The sequence below is a fragment of the Shewanella intestini genome (genome assembly GCF_018221465.1).
Taxonomy (GTDB): Bacteria; Pseudomonadota; Gammaproteobacteria; order Enterobacterales; family Shewanellaceae; genus Shewanella; species Shewanella intestini.
The window spans coordinates 233,601-257,307 of the sequence record NZ_JAAIKR010000003.1; the positions used below are offsets into that span (position 1 = coordinate 233,601).

The 23,707-nt window shown below is 39.3% G+C and carries 15 protein-coding genes and 4 tRNA genes; 11 read left to right on the forward strand and 8 right to left on the reverse strand.

Annotated features, from left to right (window positions below; genetic code table 11):
• Positions 1-4: 4 nt before the first annotated feature.
• On the forward strand, positions 5-2,134 hold the full coding sequence (gene fadJ / locus G3R48_RS05650; RefSeq protein WP_153662385.1) for a fatty acid oxidation complex subunit alpha FadJ: 2,130 nt from the start codon (positions 5-7) through the stop codon (positions 2,132-2,134).
• A gap of 790 nt (positions 2,135-2,924) precedes the next feature.
• Here fadJ and G3R48_RS05655 read toward each other — a convergent pair.
• The 3 genes from G3R48_RS05655 to G3R48_RS05665 form a co-directional block, all read right to left on the reverse strand.
• Positions 2,925-3,743 (reverse strand): hypothetical protein, encoded by an 819-nt coding sequence (locus G3R48_RS05655; protein WP_153662383.1) that lies wholly within the window; start codon positions 3,741-3,743, stop codon positions 2,925-2,927.
• A 109-nt stretch (positions 3,744-3,852) separates the two neighbouring features.
• A complete protein-coding gene (locus tag G3R48_RS05660; protein ID WP_194823848.1) occupies positions 3,853-8,172 on the reverse strand; it encodes an EAL domain-containing protein in 4,320 nt (1,439 codons plus the stop codon).
• Between the two features lie 266 nt (positions 8,173-8,438).
• On the reverse strand, positions 8,439-11,231 hold the full coding sequence (locus tag G3R48_RS05665) for an insulinase family protein (protein WP_153662379.1): 2,793 nt from the start codon (positions 11,229-11,231) through the stop codon (positions 8,439-8,441).
• Positions 11,232-11,394: 163 nt separating this feature from the next.
• Here G3R48_RS05665 and sixA point away from each other — a divergent pair, with 163 nt between their 5' ends.
• Entirely contained in the window at positions 11,395-11,865 is a 471-nt protein-coding gene (sixA, locus tag G3R48_RS05670; RefSeq protein ID WP_153662377.1) for a phosphohistidine phosphatase SixA, read from the forward strand.
• A 102-nt stretch (positions 11,866-11,967) separates the two neighbouring features.
• Here sixA and smrB read toward each other — a convergent pair whose 3' ends face one another.
• On the reverse strand, positions 11,968-12,498 hold the full coding sequence (gene smrB, locus G3R48_RS05675; RefSeq protein WP_380714552.1) for an endonuclease SmrB: 531 nt from the start codon (positions 12,496-12,498) through the stop codon (positions 11,968-11,970).
• 75 nt (positions 12,499-12,573) lie between these two features.
• On the opposite strand from smrB, the gene prmB reads away from it, so the two are divergent.
• The 6 genes from prmB (at position 12,574) to G3R48_RS05705 (ending at position 17,975) form a co-directional block, all read left to right on the forward strand.
• Complete coding sequence (gene prmB, locus G3R48_RS05680) at positions 12,574-13,518, forward strand: 50S ribosomal protein L3 N(5)-glutamine methyltransferase (RefSeq protein ID WP_212593234.1); 945 nt, start codon at positions 12,574-12,576, stop codon at positions 13,516-13,518.
• Between the two features lie 75 nt (positions 13,519-13,593).
• A complete protein-coding gene (gene aroC / locus G3R48_RS05685; protein WP_153662373.1) occupies positions 13,594-14,688 on the forward strand; it encodes a chorismate synthase in 1,095 nt (364 codons plus the stop codon).
• A complete protein-coding gene (locus G3R48_RS05690; RefSeq protein ID WP_153662371.1) occupies positions 14,689-15,858 on the forward strand; it encodes an MFS transporter in 1,170 nt (389 codons plus the stop codon).
• Between the two features lie 9 nt (positions 15,859-15,867).
• Positions 15,868-16,995 (forward strand): ATP-NAD kinase family protein, encoded by a 1,128-nt coding sequence (locus G3R48_RS05695; protein WP_212593235.1) that lies wholly within the window; start codon positions 15,868-15,870, stop codon positions 16,993-16,995.
• A 3-nt stretch (positions 16,996-16,998) separates the two neighbouring features.
• Positions 16,999-17,271, forward strand: coding sequence for a YfcL family protein (locus tag G3R48_RS05700; protein ID WP_153662369.1), 273 nt, complete (start codon positions 16,999-17,001; stop codon positions 17,269-17,271).
• Between the two features lie 179 nt (positions 17,272-17,450).
• On the forward strand, positions 17,451-17,975 hold the full coding sequence (locus G3R48_RS05705) for an RNA methyltransferase (RefSeq protein WP_153662367.1): 525 nt from the start codon (positions 17,451-17,453) through the stop codon (positions 17,973-17,975).
• 644 nt (positions 17,976-18,619) lie between these two features.
• Here the strand turns inward: G3R48_RS05705 and G3R48_RS05710 are convergent.
• The 4 genes from G3R48_RS05710 to G3R48_RS05725 form a co-directional block, all read right to left on the reverse strand.
• A tRNA-Met gene (locus tag G3R48_RS05710) sits at positions 18,620-18,695 on the reverse strand.
• A 48-nt stretch (positions 18,696-18,743) separates the two neighbouring features.
• A tRNA-Met gene (locus G3R48_RS05715) sits at positions 18,744-18,819 on the reverse strand.
• 75 nt (positions 18,820-18,894) lie between these two features.
• Positions 18,895-18,970, reverse strand: a tRNA-Met gene (locus tag G3R48_RS05720).
• Between the two features lie 50 nt (positions 18,971-19,020).
• Positions 19,021-19,096, reverse strand: a tRNA-Met gene (locus G3R48_RS05725).
• A gap of 310 nt (positions 19,097-19,406) precedes the next feature.
• Between G3R48_RS05725 and rlmKL the strand changes: the two genes are divergently transcribed.
• Genes rlmKL through G3R48_RS05740 form a run of 3 tightly spaced genes read left to right on the forward strand, consistent with a single transcriptional unit; the run spans position 19,407 to position 23,684 of the window.
• On the forward strand, positions 19,407-21,539 hold the full coding sequence (rlmKL, locus tag G3R48_RS05730; RefSeq protein ID WP_153662365.1) for a bifunctional 23S rRNA (guanine(2069)-N(7))-methyltransferase RlmK/23S rRNA (guanine(2445)-N(2))-methyltransferase RlmL: 2,133 nt from the start codon (positions 19,407-19,409) through the stop codon (positions 21,537-21,539).
• Entirely contained in the window at positions 21,532-21,771 is a 240-nt protein-coding gene (locus tag G3R48_RS05735; protein ID WP_153662363.1) for a glutaredoxin family protein, read from the forward strand. The genes rlmKL and G3R48_RS05735 overlap by 8 nt, the downstream gene beginning before the upstream one ends.
• Entirely contained in the window at positions 21,768-23,684 is a 1,917-nt protein-coding gene (locus tag G3R48_RS05740) for an ABC transporter ATP-binding protein (protein ID WP_153662361.1), read from the forward strand. The genes G3R48_RS05735 and G3R48_RS05740 overlap by 4 nt, the downstream gene beginning before the upstream one ends.
• The last annotated feature ends 23 nt before the right edge of the window (positions 23,685-23,707 follow it).

Below are 23,707 nucleotides of genomic sequence, written 5' to 3' on the forward strand. Positions count from 1 at the left end.
ACACATGGAAAAAACATTTCAATTAACACGCCGTGAAGATGGTATTGCTATTTTAACGATGGATGTACCAGGCGAAACCATGAATACCTTAAAGGCTGAGTTTGGGCCTGAGATCAGTGAAACCTTAGCAGACATTAAACAAGATAATTCAATTAAAGGCTTAGTGATCATTTCTGGTAAAGCGGATTCTTTTGTTGCAGGCGCTGACATTAGTATGCTTGATGCTTGTACGTCTGTGGAAGCGGCTAAAACGTTATCTCAACAGGGACATGTTGTTTTTAATGAGCTACAAAATTTATCTATTCCGGTTGTTGCTGCTATTCATGGAGCCTGTTTAGGTGGGGGCTTAGAGTTAGCATTAGCGTGTCATTTACGGGTTTGTACTGAAGACAAAAAAACCATTTTAGGTGTACCTGAGGTGCAACTTGGTTTGCTACCTGGTGGCGGCGGAACCCAAAGGTTACCGCGCTTAGTGGGCGTAACAACCGCACTTGATATGATGTTAACGGGCAAACAAATCCGCCCTAAGCAAGCGCTAAAAATGGGCTTAGTTGATGACATGGTGCCAGCATCTATTTTATTAGAAACCGCTGTCGCGTTAGCTAAAAAAGGTAAAAGAGCGGCCAAAAAAGTTAAACCAAGCCTGGTGAATAAAGTACTTGAGTCAACGTCTTTCACCCGCGATATTGTGTTTAATCAAGCCACTAAACAAGTGGCTAAAAAAACACAAGGTAACTACCCATCTCCAAACAAGATCATTGATTGTGTTCGCCAAGGGCTAAACAAAGGGTTAACTAAAGGACTGGAAGTAGAAGCGAGTCACTTTGCTGAGTTAGTTATGTCAAAAGAGTCTGAGTCATTGCGTAGTCTCTTTTTTGCGACAACTGAAATGAAAAAAGAAACGGGCGCACAAGGCACCACTGCACGTAAGGTTAATAAGGCGGTGGTACTGGGTGGCGGACTCATGGGCGGCGGTATTGCGTCGGTTACCACAACGAAAGCTAAAGTGCCTGTAAGAGTAAAAGATATCTCAGAGCAAGGGTTAAGTAATGCTTTGGCTTATGCCTATAAGTTATTGGCAAAAGGCGTTAAACGCCGTCATATGACACCTGCAGTGCGTGATAACTTGATGTCACTAATGACGACCACCACTGAATATAAAGGCATAAAAGATGCTGATATAGTCGTTGAAGCAGTATTTGAAGATTTACAGCTTAAGCATCAAATGGTGAAAGATATTGAACGAGAATGTGCTGAGAACACTATTTTCGCCTCCAATACTTCGTCACTGCCTATTGGACAAATTGCCGAGGCAGCGCAGCGTCCTGAAAATGTGATTGGATTACATTATTTCTCCCCTGTAGAGAAAATGCCGCTAGTTGAAGTTATTGCACATAAAACCACTTCGCCTGAAACCATTGCAACGACAGTTGCATTTGCTCGTCAACAAGGTAAAACACCGATTGTTGTTCAAGATGGTGCAGGTTTTTATGTGAACCGCATTTTAGCTTTATACATGAATGAAGCTGCACAATGGTTGCTTGAGGGGCAGCGTGTTGAACACCTTGATAAAGCGTTAGTTAAGTTTGGTTTCCCTGTGGGGCCGATGACGTTACTCGATGAGGTAGGGATTGATGTTGGCGCTAAAATTTCACCCATACTTGAAAAAGAATTAGGTGAACGATTTAGTGCACCTAAAGCATTTGACCAATTGTTAGCGGATGATCGTAAAGGCCGTAAAAACGGTAAAGGCTTTTACCAATATGGCGCAAAAGCGAAAAAATCGAAGTTGGTTGATGAATCAGTGTATAGGGTTTTGGGTATTCAAACCTCATCAGATCAGCCGATTAAGTCGGTGTCTGAACGTTGTGTGATTCAAATGCTTAATGAAGCCGTACGCTGTTTAGAAGAGGGAATTATTGCTTGTCCTCGTGATGGTGACATTGGCGCCATTTTTGGTATAGGTTTCCCACCATTCTTAGGTGGACCATTTAAATATATTGATGCATTAGGTGCGGCTAACCTGGTTAAAACCTTAGAGCGTTATCAGTCAATGTATGGTGAACGTTTTGTGCCAGCGCAATCGTTAAAATTGATGGCTGAAAAAGGGGATCAATTTTACCCAGTCAATTAACTCACTCGCTTTTTTAATACGCAAAGGGTTCATACTTAGGTATTAAATTAGCTGATACCACAAAAAACGGCAATTATTTGCCGTTTTTTTGTATCATAAAGGAAGTCTTTTGCCTGATTAATGTTCGTTTTTAGTCATTATTTGGTGTATGTTTGGTCAGTTGTATCACTATAAAGTGTATTGCGTGTAATAAGCACAGCGGTTTTTTGATAATATCAGGGTTAGAATAGCTGCCTTACACAAGGCGAAGTAGCCTGTACGGCATACATCGTTGCCTGAAGAAGTTTGAAGTTTGAAGTTTGAAGTTTGAAGTTTGAAGTTTGAAGTTTGAAGTTTGAAGTTTGAGGTTTGAAGTTTGAGGTTTGAGGTTTGAGGTTTCAGTCTTGGATTATATCAGTTGGATAATTGTTATGCTGAGTTGGTTTTGCTGTGGTCTTATCTGCGGCAATACCGCTTTCTGTCAAGGGTTAGCAGTTAAACGTTGGGCGTTGATGGGATTTATATTTGGGCCATTTGTCTATCCGTTATTTACTACCCATAAACGTTACTCCCAAGGAAAGTCCTGCTCAGAGCATGCTGTCAGGATGACGTTTTAATCAGCCAAAATAAAATAAAAAAAAGAGCCTCAGGCTCTTTTTTTTATCTGCTTTAATTAGCTAAGATTCATTTCCACCAAGCTTTAGCAGGGACAACTTCCAACTTTTCAATGCCTTCAGGCAATTTAATCTGTTTTCTTGCTGGTTTTGCTAATCCAAGAGCTACTTTTAATGAATTAAACATGATTATACCTTTAAGCTGTTTGCGCGTTGGCTAATTTAATGTTTGGAATGCTGGCTGTTTGTGCATTGTTTAACTTAATGTTTGGAATGCTGGCTGTTTGCGCATTGTTTAACTTAATGTTTGGAATGCTGGCTGTTTGCGCATTGTTTAACTTAATGTTTGGAATGCTGGCCGTTTGTGCATTGTTTAATTTAATGTTTGGAATGCTGGCTGTTTGCGCATTGTTTAATTTAATGTTTGGAATGCTGGCCGTTTGTGCATTGTTTAATTTAATGTTTGGAATGCTGGCTGTTTGTGCATTGTTTAACTTAATGTTTGGAATGCTGGCTGTTTGCGCATTGTTTAACTTAATGTTTGGAATGCTGGCTGTTTGCGCATTGTTTAATTTAATGTTTGGAATGCTGGCCGTTTGTGCATTGTTTAATTTAATGTTTGGAATGCTGGCTGTTTGCGCATTGTTTAACTTAATGTTTGGAATGCTGGCTGTTTGCGCATTGTTTAACTTAATGTTTGGAATGCTGGCTGTTTGCGCATTGTTTAACTTAATGTTTGGAATGCTGGCTGTTTGTGCATTGTTTAATTTAATGTTTGGAATGCTGGCTGTTTGCGCATTGTTTAACTTAATGTTTGGAATGCTAGCTGTTTGCGCGTTGTTTAGCTTAATGTTTGGAATGCTGGCTGTTTCAATATTTGAATAGATAACACCTGCTGTGGCGTGTTGTAATGATGCGGCAGTTGATAATTCATTTAATGAATTAGTTGTATTAAACGCATATACAGGGTGAGTAAATGCAGCAGCTACAGTTAGGGCTATTAGTCCTTTAATCATTTTTTTATCTCTCTCAGTTATTTTTAAATACGAAGTCGTTATTTTTGTAAACTGGTAGAGATAATGCAGATGCTATGCCAAAGTTTGTTTTTTAATTAAATTAATTTAATTAACTGTTGGTTGATTTCAACTTCTTTTGCTCGCTATCGGATAATAAAAGGACTGAAAAATCATTTTCAGGAATAGGTTTACTGAAGATATAACCTTGTATTTCTTCACAGTTTAATGCTTTTAAAATATTTAATTGTGCAGTTTGTTCAACGCCTTCGCCAACGACTGAAAGCCCCATGTTATGGGCAATTGTGATTATAGAATCAACCATTTTCAAGTCCCTGTCAGACTTGTCGATATCATCAACAAAGCTTTTATCAATTTTTAAACAATTGATTGGGAAACGTTTTAAATAAGATAATGATGAATAACCGGTACCAAAGTCATCTAATGCTAAACTAACCCCCATTTTAGACAGTTGTTGCATCACTTTGATGGCGTTTTCAGGGTTTTTAATTACAGTTCCTTCAGTAATTTCCAACTCTAAGTGCTTAGCGGGTAGTTTCGTAAGACGTAAGATTGACTCTATTCGTTGTTTTAAGTCGGAAAGTGCAAATTGACGTGACGATAAATTGACGGCCACACGTCCGGTAAATATCCCTTCTTCCAACCATTTATTGGCAGCGAAACAAGCTTTGCGTAAAACCACATCGCCAATTTCAACGATTAAACCATTTTCTTCAGCAAGTGGAATGAAGCTATTAGGTGAAATAATGCCTTGAACTGGATGGTTTAATCTCACCAATGCTTCCATTCCTGCTAAACAGTTATTTTTCATATCCACTTTAGGTTGGTAATAAACCTCGAACAAATCATCTTTTAATGCTTCTCTGATTAAGTTTTCAGTTTCTAATTGTTTAAGTGCATTTTGGTTTAATGATTCTGAATAAAATTGATAGCGGTTGCCACCGGCTGATTTTGCATGATACATCGCTATATCTGCTTTCCTGAGCAGGGCTTGTTCGCTTTGTTCGTCTTCTGGATAGAGCACAATACCAATACTGATCCCAAGGACTAAAGATTCTTTATTAATATTAAATGATGGTGCTAAAGATTGGATGACACGAGCGGCTATGGCTGCACATGAACCAATATCAGGCGTCTGGTCAATGAGTAAAGCAAACTCATCACCGCCTAAGCGATAAAGACTGACATCATTTGGTATCACCATTCTTATGCGCTCAGCGACGCCAATCAGTAAATCATCTCCTACTTGATGTCCTAGAGAGTCGTTAATTCGTTTAAAATTATCAACATCGAGTACCATTAATGTATGGTGAATATCCTTTTTCACAAGATTACTTAAGGTCACTTGTAAACTAGAGCGGTTAGGTAAACCAGTTAAAATATCGTTGTTAGTGAGTTTTCGTAATTCTTCTTCTTGTTGTTTTCGACGGGTTATATCAGAAAAAACCCCAACATAGTGGCTCGTGTCGCCTTGTTCATCATAAATAGCATCAATGGTGAGCGCCATTAAAAATTGGCATCCATCACCTCGTCGTGCTTCTATTTCACCAGTCCAGCGTCCCTGTTGCCTTAATAATGCTCTAATTTGTTCTGAATACGCTTCAGGATAATGATTAAATGTTAATACCTCGCCACTGAACTTTTCACGTGAGTTTGCGCTGATTTCACAACATGCATCATTGACCTCTACAAAGCGATATTGCTCATCTAAGATAAACATGCCTTCTGAAATATTTTCAATTGCACGAGCAAAAAGGCGTAACTGTTCTTCAGTCTGTTTAATTTTATTGATGTCTTTAATCGTGCCTGTCATACGAACAGGTAATTCTTTTTGATCCCTTTCAACAATTTTTGCGCGGTCTAAAATCCAATTCCATTGATGGTTACGTCCTTTGACACGATACGCAATTTCAAAGTGGTCGGTATAACCACTAAAATGGTCATTGAGGGCTTTTTGTACGCGTTGTTGATCATGCGGATGAATGTTGCTTTTTTCACCGTCTTTACCAGAGCGGCGTCCATCTCGAGGGAAATCTAGCGTCCCCCAAATGTTTGAACGGTAAATTTGTCCAGATTCAATATCCCAATCCCACATTTCATCGCCACTTCCCCAAAGTGAGAGTTTTAGTCGTTCTTCACTTAATGCCACCAGTCGCTGAATTTGGCGTCGTTTTAAAATTGAACGAGTAATTAATGAGATGACAATTAAAGTAATTAATGCATACACCAACTTAGCTTGAATTGATAACCACCAAGGCGGGGTAATTGTGATAGCAAGATTGCGTTCGCGCCCTTTTTGGCCTGTTAACTTATCAATTGCGTAAATACTGAAAATATAATCTCCAGGTGACAAGTTCGTATACGTTGCAGAATTGACACCTTGAGCAGGTATCCATTCTTGATCAAGCCCTTTAAGTTTGTATTTAAAATCGGTGGTTTTGAAGGTGCGACCAACTGAGTTGAATTTAATTGAAAAAGGATATTCTGAGTATTTTAGTTTGATTTTTGGTTGGGTATTTATAGTTGTTTTTAAAATACCGTTATTAACCTTAACAGGAGTATTAAATAATAATAGTTCTTTGAAGTTAGTGTTTATTGATTTCTGCTCATTTAATTCAGAAGCCATTTCGTTCATGTTAATGAGGCTGAGTCCATCTCTTCCTCCAAATAACATGTTATCTCCAACTTTTAATGAAGAACTGATGTTATAATCACCTAGTACGCCATTATCTTCATTTAGTCTTATTTGAGATTTGTTTATTGAACTTAAAATGTTAATTTCAAAAACAGATGCGGTTAATAGCAATGTATTTGTCTGCTCAATTGAGTATATGACTTTATTGTTACTAAATTCACGGCTGACATGGTTAGGTCTTAGTAAGTCTATGCTTTCAAGAGATGTCCTTGTACCAAAGTATAGTTTAGTGTTTTTAATGTTTAGGCTCGTGACTAGATCGTGGTCATAAATCAATTCTACTAAATTCGTGCTTTTTTTAATTGAGTACAAACCTGTTTGTGATGCAACCCAGAAATATTCTTTTGTTTCAGCTGTGTCATATATGGGAAATTTTAAGTTGGAGTTTATACTTTTAATCAGGTTGTTGTTTTTGTCATATTGTCTTATTTCTCCCAGAAATGTTCCTGCAATAATTGTATTGTTTGATTGTTTTAAATGTGTAATATGTTCATTGGATAGGGTAATTATTTCTTTTTTAGGTGTTATTAATTGCAAACCAAGCTTTGAACCAATATAAATGTTGCCATTTAATGTTGCTAGGTATTTAGGCCCCGTAACTAACGGGGTCTCAATTGTGTCGATAATCTTTAAGTTTAAATCTAGTTTGTAAATTTTATTTGAATTTGTTCCAATGTAAATGTAATCATCATCTTTTATTATTGACCAAATATCTTTCAGTTCAGGCACAACTTTTTTTACTAAGTTTTTAACAGTCGATGCGAAAATAAAACCATTTGCATAATTTGCAATAAATATTTTTGTGTTGGCGTTGTTTATATATATGGCGTTGGTTTTGTTAATGTTAGCAGTCGTATTTCCTATTTTAGAAATGTTAAATTCACTGTCTATTCGATATATACTTTTTTTATGTGTGGCGACAATGAAATCATCACGGTCATGTTTTTCAAGTTGATTATCAAAGCTGTCAAAACTTAAATCACTAATTTTAATAAGTTTCTTATCTGAAGTGAATGTGTATAGTCCACTACTATTAGTAATCACTGGAGTACCATTGATACTCGACAAATCATTTGTGTTATGAGTGATTGTTAGTAACTTACCATTTGAGTAAGAAAAAATAGTTCCGTCATAATTTCTAATTAAATAGTCATTTCCAGATTTTACAACTTTTTTCACTTCTTTAATTTTGTCAGATGATATTCTTTTGGTGATTTTTTCTTGATCAGAATCAATAATTAATACTTCATTATTTAGCCCAATAAACAGTTCATTTTTATATTTGTTTAATGCCCAAATGGCTCTATTACCTATATTGCTTTGAAGAGGTGATAGACTGAAATGTTCAGTGTAGGGATCGAAATAAGCTAAACCTTTATCTGTTCCTATAACTAATCTACCTTTTTGATCAATAAGTAAATTTCTAATAAATGAACTGGGTAAGCCAGGTGAGTTATAATCAGCATGAAACTGCTTAAACTCATTGCCATCAAAACGGTTTAAGCCATTAATTGTCCCAACCCAAATGTAACCCGAGTTGTCTTCAACGAAGCTCGAAACCGTATTTTGAGATAGGCCATTAGATACCGTATAACTGTCATAATTGAGCTGGATATCGAATTGGTTGGCTGAAGAGTGACCACTGAAATCTGCGTTAGTATAAGTTGATTGGAAAACGCTAACGATAAAGATAAGTACAAGTAAAATTCGGGGCATAATTGATATACTTTTTGTTGATGCCAGATATGAATCGTAAAGTAGTCTACTTTTTCAGAAAGTAACCTGGTTGTCAAAAAAATGTTTCAGCATAACACGGTGTGCAAACTTATCATTTACATTGTGATGCTGGATTCACTATCTACCTGAGAAAAAAATGCGTAATTTGCTGCTGGTTGTGAATAATTCAGCATGAAAAACTGAATTATTGTCATCAGGCTGTTGTTGTGCAAATGTTTTCTTACATTTTTGTATGATGTGCACGTTTAAAACGCAAACTTTTCTGCATTTGCTTTAAATTGTTTCAAATCTTTAATCATATTGGCAGAACGTAGCGGTTCATTATCAAGATGAGACTCACCTTGATTGAACAATACTAAACGGTCACATGTTTTACTGCGCATATTGTTCATGATGAATTTAATTAAATCCGCACGAGTTAATTTTTCAATCTCGGCAACAACAGATTCTCTATGATTGAACTGATAATCACGGTTTCCTAGGCTTACCCAGTAACGTTGACCTCGTGTTTTTAAGTTAGGGTCGTGTTCCATCACTTGATGTTGTAGACCTTGCTTGGTCATTTGCCATTGTTCATTTGTCATTTGCATTACTGCGTAACCAAAGTCGGCAATAAACTCATCAATCGCTTCGAGTAACTTTCTTGGCCCATGACCTGGAGATTGAATATAAAAAATGATGCCAGGGTGTCTGTTTAGCGGTAAGTAGCCGGTGCCAACCATATAACCAAGTTGTTGCTGGGTTCTTAGTTCGTGGAAAAAGCTTGAAGACATGGTGTGATTTAATAAACTAAATAACGCCATATTAATCGCAGTGGTAGATGCAGACTGATAATAAACAATAATTGCGCTGTCTTGATGCGATATCTGCTTTTCTCTTAATAAGGTCTTTTGGTGCTGTAAGTTAACGAGCTCTCGTGATGACTCTTGACTTGGCTTACTAACTAACGTTAATAGTGCTTCTAATTTACGACCAAGTTGTTGAGCTTCCTCGACCAACCAGTCCCCATATACTAGACCTTCTAAATACACTCTGTCGTAAAATTGACTGACATGATTGTGTAAGTCATCAAGCTGTATTGTTTCTAGTTCTTGTGCCATACGTAATGGTTCATAACTGCGTTTTTGTAGCGTGACAGTGAGGCTGGTAAACAATTGAGATATTGGTTTAGCCTGTGCTGCATTGTACCAACTGCGTAAGATTTGTTTTTTAATTACGTCAAAACGAGATTGAGTAAAATTGCGTTCTCTGGCTTTATTAATGATTAACGATAACAAGGTTTCTTGATTACCGCTAAAGCCTGTTAAATGTAATGTAAGTCCACCTTGGTGTGGGTAGATATTGTAATGTAATCCGGCAACTTCAGCTTGATAAGTTGATTCAGATAAATAATCTAATACCATTTCAACATACAGGCGAGTTAGCGCTGCGTGTCTTGGGGTAGGGCTGGCAACCACAGAGTCTAATGATAAAAACAAATGTCCTTTAGGGACGTTAAACTCATCGTCTTTTCTATGCCATATTCGGTAACCTTTACCTTCAGCGACAACCTTGGGGACCTCTGATGCTGTTTCTGATGTTCTGGTTTGCGGATTAACAACAATAAATGGATTTTTGGCGGGCAATTTAAGTTGATTGCGTGGCGTTGTGCTGTGCCGCCATTTATTTAAACGCAACGCACTGATTGGCTTAATGCTGTAAGGCGTGTGGTACCAATTTGCTGTTTGTGAGCTTTCAATTTGCTTATTGACTAATTGAATTCGCATATTGTCTACATTAAGTGCATTAAGTAACTCAAGTGTTTCTTGTTGGTTAAGTGTATCCATGCGGTAGTCACCATAAATGGTGTCTTCAACGGCATAATGATGCATGTTGATACTCAGGTGAGAGGCGAGATCAAGGGGTTTAATCTGCTCTTGAAATTTAAATGCGGTTTGCAATAAGTTTGCTCTTTCTTGGTAGCGCCAGTCTTCAATACCTTGGTGTTTAATTAAATTTATATATTCAAAAATACAACTGATGACATCATCGAGATGGGTTAGGCCACGTTCAGTGAGTTGAATATTAATGGTGTAATCTTTGAAGTTATATCCATTTACGCCGCCACCAGCGGAAAGATTATTGGCCCAGTTTTGCTCTTTTAAATAGGCTAATAAGCTACCTGGTCCTTCATTTCCTAATAAATGGCTAATAAAGGTTAATGGCTTTTGGCAATAATATTTATCAATGCCGGGTAAGCAAAAGCTAATGGCGACACGTTTTTGTTCTTTTAGTGGTAATACATCGATTTGAGTTTGGTTTTGTGTTTTATCGATAAATGGCACTTCAGGGTGCTGCTTAACGATATTTTTATTTTCAATCGCAGAAAAATAGTGTTCAACTAACGCAACTTGCTTTGTTAGGGTTAATGGCGCCACAAGGCATAAGGTCATGATGTTGGCACTGTAATGTGTTTGATAAAATGTAATTAATTCATCACGTAACTCTTGCTGGGTGCCTGATAATGTTGCCAAATTTCCCACAGAGAATTTAGAAAAAGGATGTTGCTGGTTAATGCTTTCTTTTTGAACTTGATAAATACGCCTGACATCATCTTTCAGTTTGAGGCTGTATTCTGATTCAATGGCCTGTCGTTCTCTATCAACTAATTCAACATCAAATTTAGGGGCGATAAAAAACTGACTAAATCTATCGAGTGAAGGGGCGAATGCATTGGCGTCAATGTTATAGAAAAAATTCGTATGTTCAGTGCCTGTCCATGCATTGTTATTACCGCCATGTTGGTTAATAAAGGCGTTGTATTCACCAGATTGAGGAAATTTCTCGGTGCCAAGAAATAACATGTGTTCAAGGAAATGTGCCATGCCTGGGCGAAGTTGAGGATCGTCGAAATGGCCGACTTCAACAGCCATTGAAGCTGCGGCTTGGGTCGTTTGCATATCTTCAACTAACAATACTCTTAGCTTATTTTTTAATGTTAAGAATTGATATTGACGATGATCGTTAGGACTTTTGGTAACAGGTGGAAAATCAGACAAGGAATAGCTCCAGTTAACAAAACTTAGTATATATTGATCTGCTTCAGACTTTTTAGCAAATTACCGTTGGCATTATCGACTAAAGAACCACTAAATAGTGTTGTAGTTTGGCAAATAACGGTACAATCCTCAAACCAAAATTAGACAATGGCAAGAGTGTTGTATGCAACTTTTTTTAATGCGTCATGGTGAATCCGGTTTTGATGCACCATCAGATAGAGAAAGAACATTGTCTGACTTAGGTAGACATCAAACAAGGCAAATGGGTAAATGGTTGAGTGACAAGCTAGACCATTGTGATTTAGTTATTGTGAGCCCTTATATACGAGCCCAGCAAACTTGGCAGGAGGTAAGTCATTACTTACCTGAACCGGGCCATTGTATCACGCTTGATGATGTCACCCCTAATGCTGATCCTAAATACGCAACTGATACTATTCTGGCATATGCCCAGCAGTATGATGCGCAAAATGTGTTAGTCATTACTCACATGCCAGTTGTGGGCTATTTAGTTCACGAACTCGATATTTCCGTTGAGCCACCGATGTTTGCAACATCGGCAGTGGCTCATTTAGAAAAACATTATGAAAATGCTGACTTCAAAGGTATGTTCACGCCAAACACCATTACTTAAGTTGCTTGAATACCGCGCCACCTTTTAAGTGCGGTAGGCCATTTAACAACATTCAATCTCGGGTTTTATATCTACATGTCAAACCGATATTGACTGGGCACACTATCGACGGTGCGGTTGTTCTCCTATATCCAGTAACACTAATAGCGCCGCATCTCCACCCCATTCTTTAGGGGCTTGGTGAAACGCGAGTACATTAGGGTGCTGCGCTAACCACATGGGTACTTGCTGCTTTAAAATACCGCTACCATATCCATGCATGATGCAACAACATTGGCTTTGTTGTTTAATGCTGGCTTGAATTAATGCCACAATTTCCAATTTTGCTTCCGCTTGGCGCATACCATGCAGATCAAGCAGTAGATCTGGTGAATAATCGCCGCGTCGTAAGTGTTTTAACTCAATCTTTTCAACACCTACATTTGACCACTTCATTGGCCCTTCTGTTGGCAATAATGGGTGGTATAAATCTGAGAAGTAACTGTCGGCCTGCACTTTACGTACAGACGTTTCAAGCGCTTGTTTGGTTTTCACCTGTTGTTTGAAATGATGTGTTTGCTGTTTTATCGGTTTTACATCGCTAAAAAGCGCACCAAATTCAGAATCAATTAGTTTTTTATCGTCTTTCATCAGGATATTATATGGAAATGTAGTCCATCATGGTAGACATCAGTTACAATAGCGCTAACAAAATTTCAGGAGTGTGTTGTGGATAAAATATTTGTAGATGAAGCTGTAACAGAGCTAAGAACGATTGGTGATATGTTACGTTGGGCCGTAAGTCGTTTTAATGATGCTGAGATCTATTATGGTCATGGTACCGATAACGCTTGGGACGAAGCCATCTCGTTAGTTTTCCATGCATTACATTTGCCTGAAGAAATTGGTCAGCAAGTCTTGTTAAGTAATTTAACTAGCAGTGAAAAACATAAGATTGTTGAGTTAATTATTCGTCGGGTTCGTGAGCGCTTACCTGTGCCTTATTTAACCAATACCGCACGATTTGCAGGATTAGATTTTTATGTTGATGAACGTGTTTTAGTACCGCGCTCGCCAATCGCTGAAATGATTAACAACCAATTTAGCCCTTGGCTATATAACAAGTCGGTTAATCGGGTCATGGATTTGTGTACTGGGAGTGGTTGCATTGCGATAGCCTGTGCTCATGCATTTGAAGATGCTGAAGTTGATGCGCTAGATATTAGCGAAAATGCGCTTGAAGTTGCCCAAATTAACATTGAATCACTGGGGGTAATGGAACGCGTTTTCCCTATCCATTCTGATATTTTCAGTGCGATTCCTAAAGGCCCGCAATATGATTTAATCGTGTCTAATCCTCCTTATGTTGATGAAGAAGATATTGGCGATATGCCAGATGAATATCATCATGAACCTGAAATCGGTTTAGCTTCAGGACGTGATGGCCTTGATTTAACCAAGCGTATAATTGCTAATGCTGCTGATTACTTAACCGAAGAAGGTGTGTTGGTCGTTGAAGTGGGTAATTCAATGGTGCATTTAATGGCGCAATTCCCTGATGTACCATTTACTTGGGTTGAATTTGAATTTGGCGGAGACGGTGTATTTGTATTAACCCGCGATCAACTGGTTGAACATGCGTCTGTTTTTGCTATTTATAAAGATGCTGAGTAAACAGACTCAACAAACTAACTGTAATAGTGTAGCATTACGCCATTAACTCTTCGTCAACAAAAATAAGTAGGGCAAATGTCAGGAAATAGTATTGGGCAAAACTTTGTAGTAACCACCTTTGGTGAAAGCCATGGCAAAGCGCTTGGCTGTATTATTGACGGTTGCCCTCCAGGGCTTGAATTGAACGTTGCCGATATGCAGGCAGATTTAGATCGTCGTCGCCCTGGCACGTCTCGCTATACCACTGCAAGACGTGAAGCCGATGAAGTGAGTATTCTTTCTGGTGTGTTTGAAGGTAAAACCACCGGAACTTCAATTGGATTACTCATTGAAAATACTGACCAACGTAGCCAAGACTATTCAAATATAAAAGATTTATTCCGTCCAGGGCATGCTGATTATACCTATCAACAAAAATATGGCTTACGTGATTATCGTGGTGGTGGGCGCTCATCTGCCCGTGAAACTGCCATGCGCGTCGCCGCAGGCGCAGTGGCCAAAAAATATTTGAAAACAGTCCATGGTATTGAGATACATGGCTATCTGTCGCAACTAGGGCCTATCTTTGCTGAGAACATTGATTTAACTCAAGTTGAGAAAAATGCTTTCTTTTTTCCTGATAAAACAAAAATTGATGCGCTTGATGAATATATGCGCGATTTAAAAAAATCAGGCGACTCTATTGGCGCAAAAGTGTCAGTGATTGCAACTAACGTTCCTGTTGGGTTAGGTGAACCGGTATTTGATCGCCTCGATGCTGATATTGCCCATGCGTTAATGGGGATCAATGCTGTTAAAGGTGTTGAAATTGGTGATGGTTTTGAGGTAGTCACCCAAAAAGGGTCTGAGGGGCGTGACTTAATGTCGCCAAAAGGCTTTGAGTCAAACCATGCCGGTGGGGTGTTAGGCGGTATTTCCTCAGGACAACCTATTTTAGCGCATATGGCATTAAAGCCGACCTCAAGTATCAGTGTACCGGGACAATCAATGACCGCCCAAGGTGAGGTTGCTGATGTCGTGACAAAAGGTCGCCACGACCCGTGCGTTGGTATTCGCGCCGTGCCAATTGCCGAAGCTATGTTAGCCATTGTATTGATGGATCACTTACTCCGTCATCGCGCTCAAAACCAAGATGTAAACTCGTTAACTCCTGTGATTGGAATGCGGTAAATGTCTACTTTATCTTGCTCTGAGTCTCGCTTACATTGGCTCAGGGCATGTTATTTCTTCTTCTTTTCTATCCTCGGTGTGCTGGTTCCCTATTTAGGGGTTTTCTTTGAAGCACGTGGTTTTAATCCTCAAGAAATTGGTTTATTGCTCGCCATTGTTATGGGGACGCGTATTGTTGCGCCAAATTTATGGGCTTGGGTTGCCGATAGAACGGGAATGCGAAGTGAATTAGTTAAGGTAGGGGCATTTTGTGCTGCGTTGACGTTTGTTAGCTTCTTTTTTGAAGGTGGTTTTTTATATTTAGCGATTAGCCTGACCATTTATACATTCTTTTGGAATGCTATTTTGGCTCAACTAGAAGTGATCACCTTAGAAACACTGGGCGATAAGGCTGAACAATACGGCAGCATCCGCAGCTGGGGCAGTATCGGATATATTGTGTTAGTCGTATTAGGCGGCTTTACTATCGATAAACTTGGCGCACAAATTTTACCTTATATAGGAATCGTACTGTTTATCGGCCTTGCATTAAGTGCTTTTCCGTTGCCCAATGAAAGAGTCAAAGTGGAGCAAGGGGGAATACCCCAATCTAAACGCTTAAGCCCTGCAATTATCAGCTTTTTAATTGCGGCGATGTTACTGCAAATGAGCGTTGGTCCTTTTTACGGTTTTTTTGTTTTGTACTTAAAACAAGTGGGTTATAGCGAAACCGTTGCAGGGCTTATGGTGGCACTTGGTGTTGTTGCTGAAATAGGCATTTTTATGTATGCCGCAAAGCTTATCAGCCGCTTTGGCTTAAAACCGTTATTAGTTACCAGCGCCATATTTACAGCCCTGCGTTGGGCTTTATTGGCTATTGCACCTGAAAATATTTGGTTATTGAGCCTAAGTCAATTGCTACATGCCTTTACCTTTGGGTTAGCTCATGCTGTGTCTATTCAATTTATTTTTAGGCATTTTCCTGTAAAACAGCGAAGCCGAGGGCAAGCGCTATATGCCAGTATTGGTTTTGGTATTGGTGGCGCGCTTGGTACTTGGTTCAGTGGCATTATTTGGGGCGATGGTTCTGGCAGTTATCAGATTTGGCTGTTTGCCAGTGTTTGTGCATTAGCATCAGCTCTTTTAGTATTATTTATCCCCAATATGGATAAAAACATCAACACTTTATAAGGATATATTGTGAAGCAATTTCGTTTAGGCTTGATTATTAATCCGTTAGCCGGTTTAGGTGGCAGTGTAGCGTTAAAAGGCTCTGATAATGTAGCAGAGTTAGCCATTGAAAAAGGCGCTGAACCTCAAGCTCAAATGCGGATGCAACAGGCTTTAAAGGTGTTATTGCCGTTAAAGTCACAGATCATCATAAAAACCTGCAGTGGTGAGATGGGACAAAACCTGTGTCAAAGCATGGGGTTTAACTGTGAAATTGTTTATCACAGTCATACTGATACAACTAATGCAACGGATACCCAGCAAGCTGTGTCTGAACTGTTAAATGAAAGTTTGGATTTGCTGTTATTTGCTGGTGGTGATGGCACAGCAAGAGACATATTTGCCATTGTAGATGACAAGCTGCCAGTACTGGGTGTGCCAGCCGGGGTTAAAATCCATTCTGGTGTTTATGGCATCACTCCCCACGCATCAGGGCAGGTGGTGAAAATGTTATTAGCGGGAGAATTGGTCAGTTTAATGTACGGCGACGTGATGGATATTGATGAACAAGCATTTAGGCAGGGAAAAGTTAAGGCAATACGTTACGGCGAAATGTTAGTCCCAGCAGAGCCGCGATATGTACAAGCTGTTAAAATGGGCGGCAAAGAAGTTGATGAACTTGTTTTAGCTGACATAGCTGCTGATGTCATTGAGAATATGAATGATGAGTTATTTATCATTGGCTCGGGGAGCACCGTTGCTGCGGTAATGGCAGAATTAGGCTTAGATAACACTTTATTGGGGGTGGATGTCATTAAAGAGCAACAACTAATTGCTGGCGATCAAAATGCTAGTCAATTGTTAGCATTGGCATCATCGCAAACGACTAAGTTGGTGATTACTTTAATTGGTGGTCAAGGCCACATTTTAGGTCGTGGAAATCAACAGTTGTCTGCGCAATTAATAAAAATGATTGGAAAAGACAATATTTTGATTGTTGCCACAAAAACCAAGCTAAAAGCACTTGATGGAAGGCCATTAATTGTGGATAGTGGCGACCCAGAATTAGATAAAGCGTTAACGGGTTATTACAAAGTGACAACTGGTTATCGAGATTATGTTATGTACCCAGTAGCTAACCCTGATTTAGTGGAGTAAACGATGTTAGAACAAATTGATGTTGCAGTTGAATCATGGATAGAAGAAGCCGTGAGCCACGGGGATGATGATGCATTGTTTTGTAGTGGTTATTTACAAGGCCATATTGCCGTGGTGTTAGCTGAACTTGAAGCAGAGCAACAAGCAACGCTTAGCGCCTTAGATGATAAAATGATTGGTTGTTTAGCCTTAGCAAATGATGAACTTAATGAGGGTGATTACCTATTGGTCGCCAATGCTTGGCAGCAGCTACGTCAAAGAATTGCCACGCTTTAATGTTTACAATGCAATATTAAACGTTAACTACATCATCTTAATGATTGTCTATAAACAGATTTTTTAACGTTAAATACCTTTATTAGATTTACCATAGCGCTACTGCATTCATGCTGTGGCGTTTTGTGTTTTATAAAGACTGCTTTTATATGTAAGCAGTACAAACCTAGGTTAGAAGAATGTCAGAACAAGTTAGCATTGGGTTATTTAACCCGAAAACCCCTGTGAATGTTGATGGGATTATGCGTGCATCAGGGTGTTATCGCGTCGACCAAGTTTTTTATACGGGTAATCGATATAACTTGGCAAAAAATGCCGAACGTCAGTATGGCGTTGATACTAAAAAGGCTGCGCAAACAATTCCGCTTAAAGGTGTTGAGTCGTTATTAGATATTGTGCCTGTTAATGCAAAAATTGTTTGTGTTGATTTGGTGGTCGGGGCGACACCGTTACCGATTTTTGTTCACCCAGAAAATGCTTTTTATGTTTTTGGCCCGGAAGATGCCTCAATTCCTCAAGATATTATCGATGCTGCTGACTCAGTGGTTTACGTACCAACTGTGGGCTGTATGAATTTAGCCGCATCAGTTAATGTTCTGCTTTATGACCGTTTAGCAAAGTCGAGCTTAACCGGCGATGATGAATTGATTAAGCAAAGTCGAGATAATAATAATCGCACTAAAGTTAAGCATTGGCTTAAATAGCTTACCCAATATCAAATGGCTCTTTAATGAGCCATTTTTTTGCAGCAATAAAAAGTGAGTGGTAAGTGTGAGTTAGCATGATGTGGGGAGCACTCATTATTGTGATTAACGATTAACGATTAACGATTAACGATTCATCGTTTATAGATGCTTTCACAATCAAGATAATGATTAAAGCCTTGATGTATAAATTACTGAGAGATTATCAGAATTAGAAAAGATGATTTAAATGAGAGAAAGAGTATTACGATGTGCCAATTAAGGAAAATAGTTGCGGGAGCTGGATTTGAACCAACGACCTTCGTGAGTTTATGTTAGCTGAGCCCGACGATCACTTGTTATTCATCGTATATAGATGCTTTCACAATCAAGATAATGATTAAAGCCTTGATGAATAAATTACTGAGAGATTAATCAGAATTAGAAAAGAGATTTAGATATTCCAATTAAGGAAAATGGTTGCGGGAGCTGGATTTGAACCAACGACCTTCGTGAGTTTATGTTAGCTGAGCCCGACGATCACTTGTTATTCATCGTATATAGATGCTTTCACAATCAAGATAATGATTAAAGCCTTGATGAATAAATTACTGAGAGATTAATCAGAATTAGAAAAGAGATTTAGATATTCCAATTAAGGAAAATGGTTGCGGGAGCTGGATTTGAACCAACGACCTTCGGGTTATGAGCCCGACGAGCTACCAACTGCTCCATCCCGCGTCCGAATTGTAGTATTAAGTTTAATTCCCAATAAAGAATCTTATAAATTGGTTGCGGGAGCTGGATTTGAACCAACGACCTTCGGGTTATGAGCCCGACGAGCTACCAACTGCTCCATCCCGCGTCCGATTTAAGTTACTAATTTTACTTCTTAATTATGAAGTATTGAGTTTAATTCCCAATAAAGAATCTTATAAATTGGTTGCGGGAGCTGGATTTGAACCAACGACCTTCGGGTTATGAGCCCGACGAGCTACCAACTGCTCCATCCCGCGTCCGATTTATGCTATTAAGTTTAATTCCTAATAAAGAATACTGTTGAAATTGGTTGCGGGAGCTGGATTTGAACCAACGACCTTCGGGTTATGAGCCCGACGAGCTACCAACTGCTCCATCCCGCGACACGATAATTTCATGCTTTGAATTAACACGCATTAATATTGAATTAATGCTGTCGTTCAAAGCGGGGCGAACTATAACGATCCATTGTAATCATTGCAAGCGTTAATCTGAAAATGCGGTTTGTTTGCTGGTAAAGTAAGCGTTTAAAGTGCTGTGTCCCTGTATAACAACCTAATTTAGCACCTCCTCCTTGGATATATTAATCAAACAAATACACCCGCTATTGCATATATACAATAGTCGTTGGGTATCTGCCTTTGAGCGGGTATAATGTGCGACTGAATTTTGAGAAGGCGATAGATATCCAACATGTTTAATTTTTTTGCTGCATCCCCAAAAGGGTTTGAATATAGTCTTGCTAACGAGCTAAAAGGATTTGGTGCTCAAGATGTTAGGGAAAGCGTAGCAGGTGTTTATTTTTCCGCCCCACTTGAGCTGGCTTACCGCATTACCTTATGGACACGATTAGCAAGTCGAATTGTACTGGTCATCTATAAAGGACAATGTGAGTCACCAGAACAACTTTATAATGCTGCTTATTGTATTGATTGGCCATCACACTTCTCAAACCGCAACACCTTCAGTATTGATTTTCATGGCACGGGTGGCTTTATTAAAAACACCCAGTTCGGTGCATTAAAAATCAAAGATGCGGTTGTTGACCGTTTTCGTGACGATGGTGATAGTCGCCCCGACGTCGCTCGAGTTAATCCAGACTTTCGAATTGATGCTCACTTTAGAAATGGTCAAGTGACCATAGCGATAAACTTTTCTGGCTCATCACTTCACCAACGTGGATATCGCTCAACAACGGGTGAAGCACCATTAAAAGAAAATTTAGCCGCCAATATGTTAGCGCGTAGTGGTTGGCAAGCACAGCCAATAACCTTACTCGACCCATTTTGTGGGAGTGGTACGGTGTTAATTGAAGCGGCATTAATGGCCGCAGATATTGCGCCAGGGCTACAACGCGAACGCTTCGGTTTTGAAAACTGGCGCAGTCATAACAAAGCCATGTGGCAAACTATTTTAGATGAAGCTCATGCGCGTGCATCATTGGGCAAATCACGCTGTCAGATAAAATTTTATGGTTCTGATATCGACTCAAGATTGGTTGCTCTGGCAAAGCGTAATGCTGAAAACGCGGGTGTCGCTCAGTTTATTGATTTTTCAGTGGCAAATGCATTGGATGTGACGCCGCCAGAAGCGCAAGGCTTTTTAATTTCAAACCCGCCTTATGGTGAGCGTTTAGGCAGCATTACTGAGTTACTGCAATTGTATTATCAACTTGGTGATAAGTTTAAAAAGCAATTCGGCGGTTGGAAAGTGGCCATGTTGTGTAGCGATGTTGAGTTAATGTCGTCATTAAAACTGAAAGCTGACAAGCAAATGAAGATGTTTAACGGCGCATTAGAATGTGCGTTTAACTTATATACTTTGCATGCTAAAAGCACCCGTCGTAATGCGCCTGAGTTACCAGAAGGTGTTGATATCGCCGATATTGCTCCTGCTTTTTCGAACCGCATTAAAAAGAATATGAAGCAGTTAAATAAATGGGCTAAAAAAGAAAACATCGACAGTTTTCGAATTTATGATGCCGATTTACCTGAATACAACGTGGCAATTGATAAATACGTCGATTACGTGGTTATTCAAGAATACTCAGCTCCAGCGACGATTCCTGAAGCTATCACTAAACGTCGTATTAGTGACGTTTTATTATCGCTACCTAATGCCTTAGGGATTGACCCTGATAACATCACCTTAAAAACCCGCGAGCGTCAAAAGGGCACTAATCAATACCAAAAATTAGATGACCAAAAACTTGAAGTTATCACCAATGAATATAATGCACGTTTTAAATTAAACTTAACGGGTTATCTCGATACCGGTTTGTTTTTAGATCATCGCGTGACACGTAAGTTAGTTGGTGAAAAATCCGCGGGTAAACACGTACTGAATCTATTCTCTTATACCGGCAGTGCATCCGTGCATGCCGCACTTGGCGGCGCAAATTCTGTGACGACCATTGATATGTCAAACACTTACTTAACTTGGGCAAAAGAAAATTTTGCCCTTAATGGGTTGGCAAATAAAAAATATCAATTTGTCCAAGCTGACTGCTTGCAGTGGATTAAAGATAATAGCGCACAAAAATTCGACTTAATCTTTATTGATCCGCCGACCTTCTCTAACTCAAAAAGGATGGAAGACAGTTGGGATGTGCAGCGCGATCACTTAGATATGCTAACCGGACTTATCAAGTTAATGGCACCAAATGGCGAGATTATTTTTTCCAATAACAAGCGCAAATTTAAAATGGATCTCGACGGATTAAGTCAATTAGGCGTGAATGTGACAAACATTGATGACCAATGCTTACCGCAAGACTTTAAGCGCAACCCACACATCCATAATGTATGGCGTATTACCCATGGGTAATACGGATACTACCTATGTGCTATTTCACACACAAGGTTGTCACTTGTGCGATATCGCACAAGCATTAATAGAACAAACTGGGGCGTCATATTCGCTGATTGATATTTGTGATGACCCAGCTTTAGCACAACAATACGGCATGACAATTCCAGTATTTTCAAATGGCCAACAAGCACTCAATTGGCCATTTGATCTTGTGCAATTACACACTTTTTTAGGGAGCAAAGATTGAGTCTCGTTCGGATTAATAATGGCTCATTAGCCTATGGTTACACCCCTCTATTACAAAAAGCCGATTTTACAATTGAACCTGGAGAGCGGGTGTGTATTGTTGGTCGTAATGGGGCTGGTAAGTCTAGTTTAATGAAAGTGCTTGCAGGCGTTATCAAGTTAGATGATGGCGAATTTAATATTGCAAACGATGTAAATGTTAGCCGTTTACAACAAGACCCTCCTAAAGCCGAAAAAGGCACTGTTTACTCTTATATTGCTGCGGGTTTGCAAGAAATTGGTGAAATGCTCGAGCGTTATCATAAACTTTCTCACGAAGTTGCCGATGCCAGCCCTGAGCAAATGGAAAAAATGCTCAAACAAATGCAGCATTTACAAGAAACACTTGACCATAATAACGGCTGGCAACTTGACTCGCGCATTTTGCAAAACTGCCAATTATTAAGCCTTGATCCTGAAAAACCATTATCTGAACTTTCAGGAGGCTGGCAACGTAAAGTGGCCTTAGCTAGAGCGTTAGTCAGTGAGCCTGATTTATTACTGCTTGATGAACCTACTAACCACTTAGACATTGATACCATTGAATGGCTTGAACAATTCTTGCTTAGTTACAAAGGTGCCATTGTATTTGTTAGTCATGACCGCGGTTTTATTCAACGTATGGCAACCCGTATTGTCGACCTTGATCGCGGCGTAGTAACATCTTGGCCGGGCAATTACCAAACGTATTTAACGGGTAAACAAGAATGGCTGCGAGTTGAGGCTGAGCAAAATGCTCAGTTTGATAAACGGCTTGCAGAAGAAGAAGTGTGGATACGTCAAGGTGTTAAAGCACGCCGGACACGTAATGAAGGCCGTGTTAGAGCATTAAAAGCACTGCGTTCAGAACGTAAAGAACGCTTAAATCGTCAAGGAAACGCTAAAATGGCGGTTTCTGATACTGAACGTTCAGGCAAGTTAGTGTTTGATGTCACCGATTTAAACTACAACATTCCTGATCAAAATCTGGTTAAAAACTTCAATACATCAGTGATGCGCGGCGACCGAATTGCCTTAATTGGGCCAAATGGCTGTGGTAAATCAACATTAATTAAACTGCTTATTGAAAAACTTCAACCGCAATCGGGCGAAATTAAAGTCGGAACCAAACTTGAAGTTGCGTATTTTGATCAGTATCGTGAAGCGCTTGACCCTGAGAAAACAGTTGAAGAAAACGTAGGCGAGGGCAAAAGCACGGTTACCATTAATGGTCAAGAACGGCACATTTTGAGTTACCTACAAGACTTTTTGTTTTCACCAATGCGAGCGAGAACACCCGTTAAAGCATTGTCTGGTGGAGAAAAAAACCGTTTATTGTTAGCACGCTTATTGCTGCGTCCTGCTAATTTAATTATTCTCGATGAACCCACCAACGATTTAGATATTGAAACCTTAGAGTTACTTGAATCGTTACTGACTGATTACGAAGGTACGTTGCTGATTGTCAGTCATGACCGTGAGTTTATTGATAATACTGTAACTAGTAGCTGGTGGTTTGCAGGCAATGGTCACTGGGCTGAGTACGTTGGTGGCTATCAAGATGCGATATCACAAGGTGCTAAATTTTATTCTGAGGAACCGATAGCCGATCCTGTTGTCGAAACCTCAGAGCCAGTACCAGTAAAAGCTGTTAAAGCCCAGGAAAAACCGACTAAAAAGCTGTCTTACAAATTACAGCGAGAACTCGAAGGCTTACCTGCAAAAATGGAACAACTTGAGCAAGAGATAGAATCTCTTCAACAACAAGTTTCAAGTGCTGATTTTTATAATCAAGATCAACAAACCGTTAATAGCCAATTGCAAGCATTAGCGGTAAAAGAACAAGAATTAGAAACGTGCTTTGAACGCTGGGAAGAACTTGAGTCGTTAAAGTAACGCATAATAAAAACAGGAATTAA